Genomic DNA, 14,949 nt, shown 5'->3' on the forward strand with positions numbered 1-14,949 from the left:
GATGACCGGCGCAGAGGCTTCTCACAGTCCCTCCACGCCCCGTGTGGCGGTGATTGGATCCGGCTATTGGGGCAAGAACCTCGTCCGCAACTTCCATGAGCTGGGCGCGCTCGCGGCGATCTGCGACAGTAACGAGGACACGCTGCGGCAGTTCGCCGGTCAGTATCCGGGGTGCCGGACCTATCGGGCCTTCGGCGAAGTGCTGCGGGATGAGTCCATTGCCGGCGTCGCCATCGCCACGCCGGCTGAGACCCACGCCAACCTGGTGCGAGAAGCCTTGCTGGCCGGCAAGGACGTGTGCGTGGAGAAACCCCTCTGTCTCTCCGTGCAGACGGGAGAAGGGCTAGTCGCGTTGGCCCAGGAGAGGGAGCGCATCCTCATGGTCGGCCACTTGCTTTGGTACCATCCAGCGGTCCTGCGGTTGAAGGAGCTGGTCGAAGGCGGGGAGCTTGGGCGCATCCAATACATTTATTCCAATCGGCTCAACCTGGGGAAGATTCGGCGTGAAGAGAACATCCTCTGGTCCTTTGCGCCCCACGATATTTCGGTCATCCTGGGCCTGCTCGGCGAGATGCCCGATACGGTGCATGCGCAAGGCGGCAACTATCTCCACCAGCGGATCGCGGACGTGACGGTAAGTTTGCTGTCTTTCCCCAGCGGCGTGAAGGCGCACGTGTTCGTGTCCTGGCTGCACCCGTACAAAGAGCAGAAGCTCATCGTGGTCGGCGACCGGAAGATGGCGGTGTTCGACGACCTGGAAAAGAAAGACAAGCTGCTGCTGTACCCGCATTCCATCGAATGGAAGCATCACGTGCCGGTGCCCAACAAGGCGGAAGCGCAGATCGTCGCGATCGAGCCGGTCGAGCCGCTGCGGGCCGAGTGCCAACACTTTCTGGACTGCATCAGCACCCGTCGCCAGCCGAGGACGGACGGACATGAAGGGCTGCGGGTCCTGCGCGTGCTGCAACAGTGCCAGGAGGCGCTGGAAGTGCGGCCGTTTCTGTCCAGCGCCCCGTCGCCCAAGCCGGCACAACCGGCGCGTCCCTATTTCGCCCACGAGTCGGCCTTCATCGACGAGGGGGTCGAGATCGGGGAAGGGACGAGCATCTGGCATGTGTCGCACGTGCTCAAGGGCTCCCACATCGGGAAGAACTGCAAGATCGGGCAAAATGTGGTGATCGGTCCCAACGTGGTAATCGGCAATGGGGTCAAGATCCAAAACAACGTCTCGGTCTACGAGGGGGTGACGTTGGAGGACGACGTCTTCTGCGGCCCTTCCATGGTCTTTACCAACGTCTTCAACCCGCGCAGCGAAATTCCGCGCATGAAGGAGCTCAAGCCGACGCTGGTTCGCCGGGGAGCGACGCTGGGCGCCAACTGCACGATCGTCTGCGGCATCACGATCGGCCGTTATGCCTTCGTCGGAGCCGGGGCGGTCGTGACGAAAGACGTGCCGGACTATGCATTGGTCGTCGGCATTCCGGCGAAGCTTACCGGCTGGATATGCGAGTGCGGCGTGAAGCTGAATGTGAAGGGCGCGAAGGCCGCTTGTCCGACCTGCGGGAAACGTTATAGAAAAGAGCGCGAGCGGATGACGCCCGCCTCGTAGCAGTAGGCGCGCGAGGCGGAAACGCGAGCGATAGGCACGAATCATGAGTCAATCGAACACATCTGGTCCGGTGATTCTGGTGACCGGGGTGGCCGGCTTCATCGGCTACCACGTCGCCCGGCGGCTGCTCGAGCGAGGCGACCGGGTGCTGGGGCTGGACAATGTCAACCCGTACTACGACGTCCGGCTGAAAGAAGCGCGCTTGGCCCATTTGTCGCCGTTCGAGCGTTTCGGGTTCGTGAAACGGGACCTGGCGGATCGCAACGCCATGCGGGCGCTTTTCACGGAGCATCCGATCCGCCGCGTCGTACACCTGGCGGCCCAGGCGGGCGTCCGCTACTCCCTCGTCAACCCGCACGCCTACACCGACAGCAACATCGAAGGATTCATGAACATCCTGGAGGGGTGCCGGCACGCGCGGGTGGAGCATCTGGTGTACGCCTCCTCCAGTTCGGTGTACGGCGGCAACATGCATATGCCTTTCTCTGTCCACGACAATGTGGACCATCCGGTGTCGCTCTACGCCGCGAGCAAGAAGGCCAACGAGCTGATGGCCCATTGCTACGCCCACCTGTACAAGATTCCCTGCACGGGCTTGCGGTTCTTCACCGTGTACGGGCCGTGGGGCAGGCCGGACATGGCGCTCTTCATCTTCACCAAGGCGATCCTGGAAGGCCGGCCGATCGAGGTCTTCAACTACGGCCGGATGCAGCGCGACTTCACCTACATCGACGACATCGTCGAGGGGGTGGTCCGGGCCCTCGATCGCCCGGCGCAGCCCGATCCTGCCTGGTCCGGCGAGCGGCCGGACCCCGGTACCAGCTCCGCGCCCTATCGCCTCTACAACATCGGGAACCACCAGCCGGTCGATCTGCTTCGCTTCATCGAGGTGCTCGAGCAGGCGCTCGGCAAAAAGGCCGAGAAGAAGCTCCTTCCCATGCAGCCCGGCGACGTGCCCGCCACCTACGCCGACATCGACGACCTCACGCGCGACGTCGGCTTCAAACCCGCCACGCCGATCGAAGTCGGCATCCCGCGCTTCGTGCAGTGGTATCGCGAATTTTATAAGGTGTGATGGACAGCATCCCGGCAGACGAACAGGAGGGGCCGGGCTGTGCTGCTTCCGCTCGCACCCATTTGCACGAAGCCAAACTGCGCAACGGGTTCCCGTCCGTTGGGGTCCGCCGTAAGCCTCATCACCCGTTGCACTCGGCCCGTTGCAACAAAAAGCAACGGGCGCCCCGGCAACGGGTACCCGGCTCGGCTGCTCAACTTGTCCCGTCCGGAGCTTCGCTCGAACGGGACTTCGAACAGTGCTCGCCGCCCGCTTCCAGCGGGCCGCTTCAGCTCGGCAACGGCGAAGCGCCAACCGGCTCTGATGCCCGCTCCAGCAGTACAGCCCGGCTGAATAAAGGAGGCCGACTCCGTAAGTCACTTTCGAGATGGTGCCCCCTTTGTTCTTTGCATGTATGACTGCAAGACTTGACCCTCCATGCTTATGAAACGTTTGGGTATATTTCTGATAGGCAGTACGTTAGACTTAACAAAGTTATTTACAAGCAGCGTAGTCCACCTCGGGCAGTGGGGCATTTGTCAATGTTAAAGCTGGAAGTGAGCAAGGCAGACCTTGGATTTGAAGCTGGATATTCTCAACCGGAGTTCGGCCTCTTTCGGGAGGGTGCTTCTCTCCTACACTATGTGTTCAAGCGTCTGGAACCTTATGGGCTGCGGCTAGCTGACCTGAGAATTGAGCGTAGCAGCGCAAGCGTGGCCGAACACCATGTTCTTTGCTACCTGTTCAACTACTGGATGGTGATCAGAATCCGGGTTGATCGCATCGAGGTATTGTGCTCCGAGTTGCCACGGGATTATGTGGGTAAGACGAAGGGAGCACTTGTGGACATTTGCGGGGCCGTCAAGGACCACAGCCCTGGCCTGGGCTTCCGGACCTTTGCTGTAAGCGTGGGACTACACGCGAAGCTTGAGGGTCAACCGGTAAGGAGTTATTTAAGTCGATTTGTCATTAAGCCCCCGCAGAACCTTGGTGAGCCTACTGGGAATGGAGCTGTTTTTTATTTCGGCCCCGACAGGGATCGACTTTTGTCTTCTATCACAGCCGATCTCTCGGCCATGGTGCCAGACGCCATGTATCTGCGGATCTACAGTGTATGGGACGCGCAGAAGGTGAAACCTGATTCCTTGCCAGCAATCGCAGAAGCATTTGTCGCTCAAGCCCTGGAAACGCTGGGGTTACAATTACCGGTCTAAACAATATTTGCCACGACGCTCAATCCTTCATTTCGGCAATCTCCGATCCAAAGTCTGGCTAAGGTCCAAGCCGCATCTCTGTCAAGGCCTTTCTCTGCGCGGTACGGACTCCTGGCCAAGTCGCAGTTCGAATACCAGATTGAGCATGAACCGACTCTCCCTTTGATCGAGGCTTGGAGTAGACTCACATCCCCGCTTGGTGGGGTGACTTCCGTTGACTTGGCGTTTTTCGACGAATCCCTTACTAAGTCTCTGGCTCTCGAAAAGCTCATGTCGCCATCGAGCCTTCGTGAGCAATCTTCCCTCGTTTCGCGAGCCTCAACAACTATAGAGGAATCAGCGTTTCCTGAGCCTGATGTTCTTCCCTTTCTAAGCGCCATTCGTAGGTCCATTGAGACCGAGCAGTTGTCACCCGCACGCTCCCTTCTTGATGCGGCCCCCATTCGCATTCTCAGTGATCCAGTCGTGACACAGCTTCGTGCTGTCCTCGCTCCGCCCGTCGTTACGCGGGTCCAAAGGCGCGACATTGACCGGAGGACGGAATACGAATGGCTACGCACAGAGGGCTCGAAATACCGCGGGCGATGGGTGGCGCTGAATGGCGACCATCTGGTGGCAACGGCCGAGACACTCCGTGAGTTACGCCAGCAATTGCTGGCTATGCGTCTGGCACAGCCACCACTCATCCATCGTGTTGAGTGACCGAACGTTTCGATGCTTGTCAGACGCGACGGCACTCAATTTTCAATTGGGCGATCCCGGTTTCGAGACCAACCGCAGGATACAAGTCGACCGACCGCCAAGATTTTTGTCAAGATCGTGCCAGGATCGCTAGGAATGCCGATCTTGGCTCAGCTTGATACGGGTTCGGCATGGTCGATCCTTAACCAGGAAGTGGGAGGGGAACTCTCTCTGCTGAATGGCGGAGGGGAGTCAGCACAAATGTCCACTCGAATGGGACCAGTGAGAGGTCGTCTTGAGAGGACCCAAATCGAACTTGTTGCGGACGAAGGAGATGGGTTGAGTATCGATGCGACTGTGTTCGTTTCACCGGATTGGTCAGGCGATAATTTCATTGGATACTCCGGCTTCTTAGAGCGAATTCGCTTCGGCGTGGACCCAAGTGACAATTACTTCTACTTCGGGCCCATCTCATAATCCCATCAGCAATCTATCTGCGTGGGTAAAACAGTCTCAGGTCTTATGATGCGACCGCGATATAATAAGTGCGCTCGCTGCTCTATCCGGAATGCGAAAATGGCCAACTCTTTCCGGAGAACAAGAGGAGACTACTTTTGAAGTGTTTCGGGGTCAACTGTTTGGCAGGTGAATTCCCACGCTCGCCACAGGCCGGGCTCATTGCTGGAGCGGGCATCAGGGCCGTTTGGTGCTCCAACTCTTTTACCCGAGGGCGGGCTGGAGTTCTTGCCGCATATCGCCGAAGGGGGCGGGACACAACTTGCCGCGGCGCGCGGCCCTTGCTCATGAGACGCAAGGGCGCAGCCTGTACTGTTTGAGGCCGCTGCGGCCGAGTTTACAGGATGCGAGCGGGCAAGGCTTAGTTGGGTGCCCCCGGAGGTGTCTTCAGCGGCAGAACTCCAGCCCGCCCTCGTCTCCCCTCCCAAACGGCCCCGGCCTTGAGCGGAAGCAATGGGCCCGGCCATCTCCGTTCTTCGTCAGCCGAGCGGAGCGCTTCCTCTGTGCTGGGCCAGTCGGTGCTCGAGTTTATCCGGCGTGATTCCTTCCAGGCTCGGCAGGACCAGGTGCGCCTCCGTCAACTGGTCGGCCGGGTAGGTGGTGGCGAGGGCGACGACCTTCATGCCGGCGGTCAGTGCCGCGCGGATGCCGGCGCGGGAATCTTCGAGGACCAGGCATTCCTCTGCCCTGATCAGCGGCGGCTGTGGCGCTAGCCCGTTCAACCGCTTCAAGGTCAGTTCATAGATCTCCGGGTCCGGCTTGCCGGTCGTCGTGTCTTCGGCCGAGACAATCACCGGGAAATCCCGCTCGATCGGCGTGTCGTGCAGCGCGTAGAGGATCTGCTCGCGCCGTCCGCCGGAGGCGATGGCCAGCCGACAGGTTTGGGCGGCCGACTTCACGAACTCCACGACGCCGGGAAACAGCTCCGGCTTGTGGGTCGCGGTATAGTCTCGAAAGAGGACGGCCTTCCGTTCCATGATCGACCGCAACCTGGCCAGGTCGCAGGAGCCAGTCGCCGCCGTCAGCAACGCCGTCGCGCAGTTCCGTTCGTCCATCCCGAGGTAGGGACCATAATAGTCGTCCTTGGTCAGCGAGAGTCCGTGCTCGCTCAGCGCCTGCTGGAAGGTAAGGAGATGGGGCGTCTCGTCGTCGGCGATGACGCCGTTGAAGTCGAAGATGATCGCTCTGATCCTGGCCATGGCGCGCCTCACTCTACCCGACGAGAGGCTGCGCAACAAGACACACTCGCTTGCCCGCCCGCGCGCCCTCCTGTATGCTCCGGCCTGTTCCTGGTTTTCCAATGAAAAACCGATTTGATGCTGGCGCTGGCGGCAGGACGCCGCTGACCGAAATAAGACTCATATGACCGATCACACCGTCCTCCGAGAACTGCTGCTGATCTTTGTCGTCTCGATCGGCGTTGTGTTTCTGTTTCATCAGTTCCGGTTGCCATCGATCGCGGGGTTTTTGGCGGCCGGCGCGTTGATCGGCCCGCAGGGGCTGAATCTGGTGTCCGATCTGACGCAGGTCGAGGTGCTCGCCGAGATCGGCATCGTCCTGCTGCTGTTCACGATCGGCATCGAGTTTTCCTTGGCGAATCTGAAGGCCGCCCGGCACGTCCTGTTGCTGGCCGCGCCGATCCAGGTCGGCGGGGTGCTCGTCCTGGCGTTGATGGCCGGATGGTTGGCGGGAATTCCTACACACCAGGGCATGTTCTGGGGTTGCCTCTTCTCGCTCAGCAGCACGGCGATCGTGCTCAAGGCGCTCGCCGACCGCGGAGAGACCGATTCGATGCACGGGCGCATGACGGTCGGCATCCTGATCTTCCAGGATCTCGCGGTCGTGCCGATGATGTTGCTGACCCCGATCCTGGCGAGCCCCGCGGAGGACGCGGCGAAGACCGTGTTGCTCGCGCTGGCCAAATCGGCGGTGCTCGTCGCCGTCATCATGGCGGCGGCTTGGTATCTCGTGCCCAAGCTGCTGGAGCACATCGTCAGGAGCCGCAGCCGGGAGCTGTTCCTGCTGACGATCATCGCGCTGTGTCTCGGCATCGCCTGGCTGACGTCCTTGAGCGGCTTGTCCCTGGCCCTAGGCGCCTTCATCGCGGGACTGGTCATTTCCGAATCGGAGTACAGCCATCAGGCGATGGCCGAAGTGCTCCCTTTTCGCGATAGCTTCAGCAGTCTGTTCTTTGTCTCGCTCGGCATCCTGATGGATGTGCGCGTGGTGCTCGCGCATCCCGGCTTGGTCGCCGGAGTGATCGCGGCCGTTCTGATCGGGAAATTTCTCGCGGGCGCGGGCGCGGTGCTGGCGGCGGGCCAACCCCCGCGCTCCGCGGTGCTGACCGGCGTCGCCTTGGCACAGGTCGGAGAGTTCAGTTTCATCCTGGCGCAGGAAGGCGAGAAAACCGGGCTGATGACCGGGGAGCCGTATCAACTGTTCCTGGCCGTCTCCGTCCTGACCATGGTGATCACGCCGTTTCTGATCCAGTGGTCGCCGCACTTGGCCAGACGGACCGAAGCGCTGCAGCGGCTGCACCACCTGCTGCCGGGGCGGACGATGGCCCATGTCGCGTTGGCCGAGGGACAACAGCTCAAAATCAGGGATCACGTGATCATTGTGGGTTACGGGCTCAACGGCCGGAACCTCGCCCGGGTGCTTGCAGAGACCGAGATTCCCTATGTCGCCCTCGATCTCGACGGCGATACCGTCAGGCGGGAATCGCGCCACGGCGTGCCCATTTTCTATGGAGATGGGACGAACCCCCACGTGCTGCGGCACATGAAGATCGAAGAAGCCAGGGTCCTGGTGCTGGCCCTTTCCGATCCCTTTACGACCCGCCGGGCGGTGCAGGTGGCGCGGGCGCTGAACCCCAAGCTGCACATCGTCGTCCGGACCCGGTATCTCCGCGAACTCGAGGAGTTGCATCAATTGGGGGCGGACGACGTGGTGCCGGAGGAGTTCGAGACATCCATTGAAATCTTCGCGCTCGTGCTCCGCACCTACAACATGCCGCAGGACTTCATCGTGCAGAAGGCGGAGCAGATCCGGCGCGAAGGCTATGCCTTGCTCCGGCGGAGCGAGTTACCGGAACTGGCGCACCACTTGAGAGGCGGGACGCTGACGGACGTGGAAGTGGAGACGTGTCGGATCGACGAGGACTCGCCGGCGATCGGGAAGTCGCTGGCCGAACTGTCCATCCGGCCGAGGAGCGGCGCGTCGGTGATTGCCTGGACGCGAAACGGGATCACGGAGTCCAATCCGTCGGAGAAGGTGCGGTTGAAACCCGGAGATGTGGTGGTCCTGCTGGGGTCGCGGGATCAGATCCGGCGGGCCATAAGTCTTCTGGCCGAATCCAGGATGGAATGACGGCGTTCAGGGGTGGGCGCCGGTCATCAGCTCGTAGGCCTCCAGAAGTGTGCCCACCTCGATCACCGTGATCTGCCGCCGGGCGGCCAAGTCATACAGATCCCTCTCAGGTGTGCGGGCCTGACTGCGCGGGACCAGCACGGTCTTGAAGTGCGCATTGGCCGCGCCGGTGACCTTTTCCAGAAGGTCGCCGACCTCCAGAATCCGGCCGTCTCCCGTGATGGCTCCAGTGAGTGCGACATCGGACCGTACAGAGTCGCCTCGCCACGCGGCCATCACGCCCACGGCCACGGCGCTGCCGGCGCTTTCGCCGTCGATCACCGTGTTGGGAGCATGGTTCTTGATGACGACCGTCCACCCGCGCGGGTCCCGCCCGAGCGCGTTCGCCGCAGCGATCACGGCCAGTCGCGCGGCGTCTTTCCATTCCTGACCGACGACCGACCCCCCGCGAAACGACGATTCGTCGAACAGGACGGTGGGACCGTTGAGTCCGGCATTCTGGTCGACCTGGATGACCACGTAATGGACGCCGCCGTCCCCCTCTTGAGTCGAACTCACGGCCAGCGCCGGCACGGTCACCAAGCGATGCGATGACGCGGCGTCAGCCGCGCCCTGCTCGGCGCACACCGCCCAGGCAGCCGCAACAATGACCAATCCAGCCCGCCGTCGGTGCTCGCTCCAGAATCGCTCGCGCATCTCCCGCCCCCGGCTCTTGACGTTCAGCTTCTCCAGCGGAGCGTGACCGGCTGTTTAAGAGGGTGGTCAAGGGGCTGCCCGGTCTGGACGGCGGTCAGGTGGGCGGCTTTCAGCTTGTAGTACCACTTGGCGGGCGTGTCGGCGTCGTCCAGCAACATGAGGGCGGGCTTATACCGCAGGCCGACGGCTTGGCGTTCCATCGCGCGCTTGTCCTGGTTCAAGAAGACCGTGGCGAACAACCGGAACAGCGTCTTGGCGAACGGGACCCAGCGGAAACAGTTCCAGGCGGCGCAGAAGTCGATCCGGCATTCGTGCTCGGTGATGGGTGTGACGGTCGCCCGGGTGGACACCCACCACCTGCCGCACTGCACGAATTCATGCCGCAGGTTCGGAAGCACGAAGTCGATGGTCGTGGTGAGCGGGCCCCCGCCGGTGAGGCCGAGCAGTTTATAGGGACCGCTGTTGCGCGAGGGCGCATGCGCGACCATCCGGAACCCGCCGGGAATCGGCTCGAAGGTCTTGACCTTTTCGTGGATGCTTTTCCGTGTCCGCCACCAGGCGCTTTGATGCACGAACGGGCCGTGGGCCGGGTCCATCAGTCCGACGATGCCGTCGTCGATGGTGCAAGTCAAGATGGTCGAGATGTGAAAAAGGGTGTAGGGCTCGGAAGGAACCGGCAGGCGCGGCACGTCGGGCTGCGGACGGTTCGGCTCGCGGGCATCCGCCATGTAGACCCAGATGTAGCCGTCCTGTTCCTGGCACGGGTAAGCCGTGACGCCGATTTTCTCGGTGTCGAGCGCCCCGTTCACGAGGGACGGAATCTGCTTGCAGCGCCCGTTCAGATCGAACTGCCAGCCGTGGTAGGCGCATTCGACACGGTCCCCATCGAAACGTCCGAACGAGAGAGGCATGCCTCGGTGCGGACAGATGTCCCGGAGCGCGGCGACCCGGCCCTGCAGTGTCCTGCAGAGAACGAGCGGTTGTCCGAGCAACACCTGCGCTGTCATCTTGCCGGCGCGCACCTGAGAACTCAGGGCGGCCGGATACCAAAAACCGAAAAGTGGACCCGTGCGTGACGGCCTGAAGCCGATCTCGGCCTCGGGGTTCATGGGTTGGGAGGATCGCTGCACGGGAGACGGGTCCGTGTGAATGTGGCGAGACACTTATGACGGACTATAGCGGTCCATGTGTTCATGGTCAAGCCCGACGGCGTTCGCGCCCGAAGCGAAAACCGTTGTCTGGCGCGTCGTTCGCGCGGCGGTCGCCTTGACAAGGCGAAGAATCGGAGAATATAGTCAATCGTGCGCTTTTTCGCATGCGTTGTGCGCGGAACGCGCGTTGGTCGATCCAGAGAATGCCGAGGTGACGCCATGAGTACCACACAGGTCGAACCGGCCGCCGCATTGGCGGAGTTGGAACGCACGAAGCCCGACAAGGTGACGATTGTCTTGCTCAGCGGGGATATGGATCGCGCCATGGCCGCCTTCATCATTGCCACGGGCGCGGCTGCGATGGGCATGGAAGTCACGATGTTTTTTACGTTCTGGGGGCTCAACGTCATCCGTAAAGAAGGCGCGAGCACGACAGCGAGAGATTGGCTCCGTCGCATGTTCGGATGGCTGAACAAGGGCGGAGCACATCGGTTGCCACTTTCCCGGTTTCATTTCTGGGGCTTGGGCACCAAAATGATGCATAAGGTGATGCGGGACCATCGCATGCCCGGCATCCCCGAACTCATGCAGACCGCGCAAGACCTCGGCGTCCGCTTCATCGCCTGCACGACCACGATGGGGCTGATGGGGATCTCCAAAGAGACGTTGATCGACGGCGTGGATCAGTTGGCGGGCGTGACTACGTATCTGGCGGAAGCGAAACAGGGAAGCGTCAATTTGTTTATTTGACAAGCGAGACATGCGGGACTGGCGAGAAAGGCCAGAATCGAGGTATGGCTCGTCTCCCGTTTCGCGCACATCTCGCTTGCCGCGCGGAGCTTGAGCATGATGCAGGCTGATGTGAAACTCGACACGCTCGGGTATTTCTGCCCGATGCCGATCATCATGACCTCGAAGAAGATCAAGGAACTGCTGCCGGGCCAGGTATTGGAGGTCGTCTCCGATGATGAAGGCATCAAGAAAGATATGCCGGCCTGGTGCCAAACGACAGGACACGAGATGTTGGGTCTTGAGGAAGAGCAGAATCAATCCAAGCGGATTTACAAAGCGTTCGTCAAGAAAACAAAGTAGCTGGGTGTGAATCGGATGAACGTGGAGCCGGCGACCTCCGGAAAGGTCGCCGGCTCTTTTTTATCGACAAGAAACCCACAGCTTCGAAACAGCTTGCCTCCAACATATTCACAAGATATTGTTGTTCAATAAATGAAATCCCACCTTATATAGTAGTTTTTCATTGACAGGCCGGATTCACTTTGCTACAACGCAGCTCGATCATTCTTCTTGCCGAACCGGCGACAAGCTGCCCAGCTAAGTCCTGAAAGGCCACCCGCTTGGGAGGCAGTCAAGGATGGCGAGCCTGAGTCGGCAACAGCGTGCTTTCTTGTTGCTTCTTCTCAACGCGACGGTCCCGGCCGGATTTCTCCAGGTACCGCCCCCGCCTCTCCGCAGTCGACGCAACCAGCGGCATCAATTGGCGGCATCACGGAACGGATGGGCTCAACCAAGGAGGTTTGCAATGGCGACGTCTGCACCTGTCGTGGACGAACAACTCGAAAGGATTTCCAGCGAGATTGCCGCCAAACTGGACGGAGGACAAACCGGCGCGCTCCTCGATCCGGACACCGGGAAGCGGGAGGGAATCCTCGTGAGTTCCTTTCTGGAGAACATCGCGGTCTTCGGACACACCGGCGACGCACTGTCGCTTGCCGACGTGCGCCACTTGCACCGCACGGCGGTGCAAGCCCACGCGCGTCGCGCCCTCCTTTGTGTGCCGGCTTCGACCATGATTCCCAACTCGGTCCTGTTGCTGGCAACGCTTTCGAAGATCCGCATCGTGCGTCTGGAGGAATCTGAGCCGGTGCTGTGGTAGGGCCGGGGGGCGACAGTCTCTGGAGGCACGTCACCTCGCCGTCCCTCCGCCGAGGAGGACATCATGTCCGGACCATATCGTTTGCGGCTCCTTCATCTGTTTGTGCATCGTCGATCGGCCGGCGCCTTTATCTTGTCAAGAAACGGGAGGCTGGCGGATTTCGTCGGGTTGAGCACCGACGACCTGGCCGGCGCGCTGGCTCGATTTCGAAACGGATCCGGTTATCGGTACTTCTGGTACGCCTATGCGAGGTCGCCTGCCGAGGCGGCCCATCTCGCCGGCTACTGGTATCACCGGTATCGGCCGACCGATAATCCCGCTCCTCCGGAAGGGATTGGTCATTCCGATTGGCGATGCTCCATAGCCGGCTGTTCCGCCTGTGCGCTCACGCATTCGGGCCGCTAAGCGGACTCTCCAATCAGCCAGCAACGTCCTCGCGCCTCGCCTCGCCTTGACTTGGCTCCGGAACATCTTTACGGTAGCGTCTCCCTGACGATTGACGTGGTTCAGCCTGCCGAAGAGACGCGTCTTGCAATCGGTCGGAACGAGACCGCTCCTATTGATCAATTGCCGCCAGCTCCTGACGCTTCGGGGACCCGTTGGTCCCCGAAGCGGCGGGCACATGAACGAGCCGGGGTTGATTCGAAACGGCGCCGTGCTGATCCGCGGGAGCACGCTCGAACTGGCGGGTCCGCAAGACCGTGTCGCGCGATCCCGGGCGGCTCGCGCGGCCGAGTGCATCGACCTGCGCGGCCGTATCGTTCTTCCGGGCTTTGTCGATTCCCATACCCATGCGCTGTTCGCCGCGTCCCGCGTGGATGAATACGAGGCTAGAATCCGCGGGGCCACGTACAGCGAAATCGCCGAAGCGGGCGGCGGCATCCAGGCCAGCGCCAGGCAGATCCGATCGATCAGCGAACGGAAATTGGTCCGGCGGCTTACCGAGGTGGTCGGCCGGTTTGTCGAGCATGGCACGACGACCCTCGAGATCAAGAGCGGATACGGGCTCGATCCGGCGCAGGAACTGAAAATGTTGCGGGCGATCAAAAAGACTGCCCGGCGCACCGAGTCCGAGCTGATCCCGACGTTGCTCATCCATGATGTGCCGGCGCGACTCAAAGCCAGACGGGCGGCGTATCTGCGTCTCGTCGTCCGGCGCTTGATCCCTGAAGTCGCGCGCAGAAGGCTGGCGGAATGTTTCGACGTGTTTTGCGATCGCGGATATTTTTCGGTGGCGGAGGCAAAGACCCTGTTGGTGGCCGCCGCTCAGGCAGGCCTGAAGCTGAAGCTGCACGCCGAGCAGCTCGCGCATACCAGGGCGGCCCGTATGGCGGCCGGATTGGGGGCCATCTCCGTGGATCACCTCGATCGGGTGAGCGACGCCGATATCCGGTGGTTGCAGAAACACGGCACGATCGCGACGCTCCTGCCGGGCAGCGTCCTGCACCTGAACTCCGGTCCCTATCCCCCGGCACGCCGGCTGATCGATGCCGGCGTGCCGGTCGCGCTTGCTTCCAATTTCAATCCGGGCAGCTCGCCGACCCTCAACATGCAGATGATCCTGACACTGGCCTGCTCCCAGATGCGGATGACGCCGGCGGAGGCGATCGCGGCCGCCACGATCAACGGCGCCTATGCCGTCGGCCGCGGCGATTGTACGGGGTCGTTGGAATCGGGAAAGCAGGCCGACCTAGCGGTGATGGACGTGGACGACTACCGGGAGATTCCATATTACTTCGGCATGAATCACTGCGTCATGGCGATCAAGAACGGGAAGGTCGTCTTTTCGAGAGACGCGTAGCGATCAGCCCTCAGCGGTCAGCTCATGTCATAGCTGATGGCTGGACGCTGAAAGCTGTTCGAGGCTATGTCCATGGACCAAATCATTGAGTGTATCCCAAACTTCAGTGAAGGCCGGAACCCGGAGACGATTGCGGCGCTGGTCGCGGCGATCCGGTCGATCAAGGACGTGTTCCTGCTGGATCAGGAGATGGATCACGACCATCATCGGGCGGTCTTGACCTTTGCCGGTTCGCCGCGGGGTGTTGCGGAAGCGGCCTTTCAGGTTACTCGCGTCTCCACCGGTTTGATCGACCTGCGCCGGCATCAGGGGGGGCATCCGCGTGTCGGCGCCACGGATGTCGTCCCGTTCGTGCCGATTCGCGGTGTCACGATGGACGACTGTGTCGTTCTCGCGCGCGAAGTCGGGCATCGCATCGGGATCGAGCTCGGCATTCCGGTGTTTCTCTATGAACAGGCGGCCAGCGCGCCGCATCGCATGAACCTGGAAGCCATCCGGAAGGGAGGGCTGGAGGGGCTGACCGAACGGATGCATAACGATCCAGCCTGGCAACCCGATTTCGGGCCTCCGATGCCCCATCCAACCGCCGGAGCGACCGTTGTCGGCGCGCGCGCCCCGCTCATCGCGTTCAACGTCAATTTGAACACCGGCGACCTGGAAACCGCCAAAGCGATCGCCAAGAAAGTGCGGTTCTCCAGCGGCGGGCTGCCGTATGTGAAGGCGATCGGGGTGAAACTTGCGAGCCGCCGGATCGTGCAGGTCTCGATGAACCTGACCAACTTCGAGGAGACGCCGATCCACGTCGCATTCGAATCGGTGAAACAGGAGGCCGAGATGCGCGGCATCCAGGTAGCCGGCAGCGAGATCGTCGGGTTGGTGCCGCAACAGGCGCTGATCCACACAGCCCAGCGGTTTCTTGCATTGGAGCAGTTCGATCGGAGCCAGGTACTGGAAACACGGCTGGCGA

At 61.4% G+C, this 14,949-nt stretch carries 13 protein-coding genes and 1 pseudogene; 11 read left to right on the plus strand and 3 right to left on the minus strand.

Features of this window, described 5'->3' with window-relative positions; all coding sequences use genetic code 11:
* Position 1 precedes the first annotated feature (1 nt).
* The 4 genes from AB1555_08435 (at position 2) to AB1555_08450 (ending at position 4,579) form a co-directional block, all read left to right on the plus strand.
* Positions 2-1,609, plus strand: coding sequence for a Gfo/Idh/MocA family oxidoreductase (locus tag AB1555_08435; GenBank protein ID MEW6246721.1), 1,608 nt, complete (start codon positions 2-4; stop codon positions 1,607-1,609).
* Between the two features lie 43 nt (positions 1,610-1,652).
* On the plus strand, positions 1,653-2,684 hold the full coding sequence (locus AB1555_08440) for an NAD-dependent epimerase (GenBank protein MEW6246722.1): 1,032 nt from the start codon (positions 1,653-1,655) through the stop codon (positions 2,682-2,684).
* Positions 2,685-3,205: 521 nt separating this feature from the next.
* The gene (locus tag AB1555_08445; protein MEW6246723.1) at positions 3,206-3,877 is read left to right on the plus strand and encodes a hypothetical protein; all 672 of its coding nucleotides are present in this window, start codon (positions 3,206-3,208) and stop codon (positions 3,875-3,877) included.
* Positions 3,878-4,147: 270 nt separating this feature from the next.
* On the plus strand, positions 4,148-4,579 hold the full coding sequence (locus tag AB1555_08450; GenBank protein MEW6246724.1) for a DUF5678 domain-containing protein: 432 nt from the start codon (positions 4,148-4,150) through the stop codon (positions 4,577-4,579).
* 974 nt (positions 4,580-5,553) lie between these two features.
* Here AB1555_08450 and AB1555_08455 read toward each other — a convergent pair.
* Complete coding sequence (locus tag AB1555_08455) at positions 5,554-6,273, minus strand: HAD family phosphatase (protein ID MEW6246725.1); 720 nt, start codon at positions 6,271-6,273, stop codon at positions 5,554-5,556.
* Positions 6,274-6,436: 163 nt separating this feature from the next.
* Between AB1555_08455 and AB1555_08460 the strand changes: the two genes are divergently transcribed.
* Positions 6,437-8,443, plus strand: coding sequence for a cation:proton antiporter (locus AB1555_08460; protein ID MEW6246726.1), 2,007 nt, complete (start codon positions 6,437-6,439; stop codon positions 8,441-8,443).
* A gap of 6 nt (positions 8,444-8,449) precedes the next feature.
* On the opposite strand, the gene AB1555_08465 is transcribed toward AB1555_08460, so the two are convergent.
* Positions 8,450-9,139 (minus strand): S16 family serine protease, encoded by a 690-nt coding sequence (locus AB1555_08465; protein MEW6246727.1) that lies wholly within the window; start codon positions 9,137-9,139, stop codon positions 8,450-8,452.
* A 23-nt stretch (positions 9,140-9,162) separates the two neighbouring features.
* Positions 9,163-10,248 carry an aromatic ring-hydroxylating dioxygenase subunit alpha gene (locus AB1555_08470; GenBank protein MEW6246728.1) on the minus strand — a complete coding sequence of 362 codons (1,086 nt, stop codon included), beginning with the start codon at positions 10,246-10,248 and terminating at the stop codon, positions 9,163-9,165.
* Positions 10,249-10,509: 261 nt separating this feature from the next.
* Between AB1555_08470 and AB1555_08475 the strand changes: the two genes are divergently transcribed.
* The 6 genes and pseudogenes from AB1555_08475 to ftcD all read left to right on the plus strand — a co-directional run bounded on the left by AB1555_08475 (position 10,510) and on the right by ftcD (position 14,945).
* On the plus strand, positions 10,510-11,040 hold the full coding sequence (locus AB1555_08475; protein MEW6246729.1) for a DsrE/DsrF/DrsH-like family protein: 531 nt from the start codon (positions 10,510-10,512) through the stop codon (positions 11,038-11,040).
* A gap of 96 nt (positions 11,041-11,136) precedes the next feature.
* The gene (locus AB1555_08480; GenBank protein ID MEW6246730.1) at positions 11,137-11,382 is read left to right on the plus strand and encodes a sulfurtransferase TusA family protein; all 246 of its coding nucleotides are present in this window, start codon (positions 11,137-11,139) and stop codon (positions 11,380-11,382) included.
* 445 nt (positions 11,383-11,827) lie between these two features.
* Positions 11,828-12,181, plus strand: coding sequence for a hypothetical protein (locus AB1555_08485; protein ID MEW6246731.1), 354 nt, complete (start codon positions 11,828-11,830; stop codon positions 12,179-12,181).
* Positions 12,182-12,244: 63 nt separating this feature from the next.
* On the plus strand, positions 12,245-12,586 hold the full coding sequence (locus AB1555_08490) for a hypothetical protein (GenBank protein MEW6246732.1): 342 nt from the start codon (positions 12,245-12,247) through the stop codon (positions 12,584-12,586).
* Positions 12,587-12,803: 217 nt separating this feature from the next.
* Entirely contained in the window at positions 12,804-13,982 is a 1,179-nt protein-coding gene (gene hutI / locus AB1555_08495) for an imidazolonepropionase (protein ID MEW6246733.1), read from the plus strand.
* 72 nt (positions 13,983-14,054) lie between these two features.
* Positions 14,055-14,945: pseudogene (gene ftcD, locus AB1555_08500) on the plus strand (glutamate formimidoyltransferase).
* Positions 14,946-14,949: the final 4 nt, after the last annotated feature.

The sequence above is a fragment of the Nitrospirota bacterium genome (assembly GCA_040755395.1).
Taxonomy (GTDB): domain Bacteria; phylum Nitrospirota; class Nitrospiria; order Nitrospirales; family Nitrospiraceae; genus DATLZU01.

What these genes read in the sequence shown, in the direction of transcription:
- hutI (MEW6246733.1), top strand. Translation starts at nt 12,804, where the DNA reads ATGAACGAGCCGGGGTTGATTCGAAACGGCGCCGTGCTGATCCGCGGG.
- AB1555_08460 (MEW6246726.1), top strand. Translation starts at nt 6,437, where the DNA reads ATGACCGATCACACCGTCCTCCGAGAACTGCTGCTGATCTTTGTCGTC.
- AB1555_08450 (MEW6246724.1), top strand. Translation starts at nt 4,148, where the DNA reads ATGTCGCCATCGAGCCTTCGTGAGCAATCTTCCCTCGTTTCGCGAGCC.
- AB1555_08465 (MEW6246727.1), bottom strand. Translation starts at nt 9,139, where the DNA reads ATGCGCGAGCGATTCTGGAGCGAGCACCGACGGCGGGCTGGATTGGTC.
- AB1555_08485 (MEW6246731.1), top strand. Translation starts at nt 11,828, where the DNA reads ATGGCGACGTCTGCACCTGTCGTGGACGAACAACTCGAAAGGATTTCC.
- AB1555_08440 (MEW6246722.1), top strand. Translation starts at nt 1,653, where the DNA reads ATGAGTCAATCGAACACATCTGGTCCGGTGATTCTGGTGACCGGGGTG.
- AB1555_08445 (MEW6246723.1), top strand. Translation starts at nt 3,206, where the DNA reads ATGTTAAAGCTGGAAGTGAGCAAGGCAGACCTTGGATTTGAAGCTGGA.
- AB1555_08490 (MEW6246732.1), top strand. Translation starts at nt 12,245, where the DNA reads ATGTCCGGACCATATCGTTTGCGGCTCCTTCATCTGTTTGTGCATCGT.
- AB1555_08475 (MEW6246729.1), top strand. Translation starts at nt 10,510, where the DNA reads ATGAGTACCACACAGGTCGAACCGGCCGCCGCATTGGCGGAGTTGGAA.
- AB1555_08455 (MEW6246725.1), bottom strand. Translation starts at nt 6,273, where the DNA reads ATGGCCAGGATCAGAGCGATCATCTTCGACTTCAACGGCGTCATCGCC.
- AB1555_08435 (MEW6246721.1), top strand. Translation starts at nt 2, where the DNA reads ATGACCGGCGCAGAGGCTTCTCACAGTCCCTCCACGCCCCGTGTGGCG.
- AB1555_08480 (MEW6246730.1), top strand. Translation starts at nt 11,137, where the DNA reads ATGATGCAGGCTGATGTGAAACTCGACACGCTCGGGTATTTCTGCCCG.
- AB1555_08470 (MEW6246728.1), bottom strand. Translation starts at nt 10,248, where the DNA reads ATGAACCCCGAGGCCGAGATCGGCTTCAGGCCGTCACGCACGGGTCCA.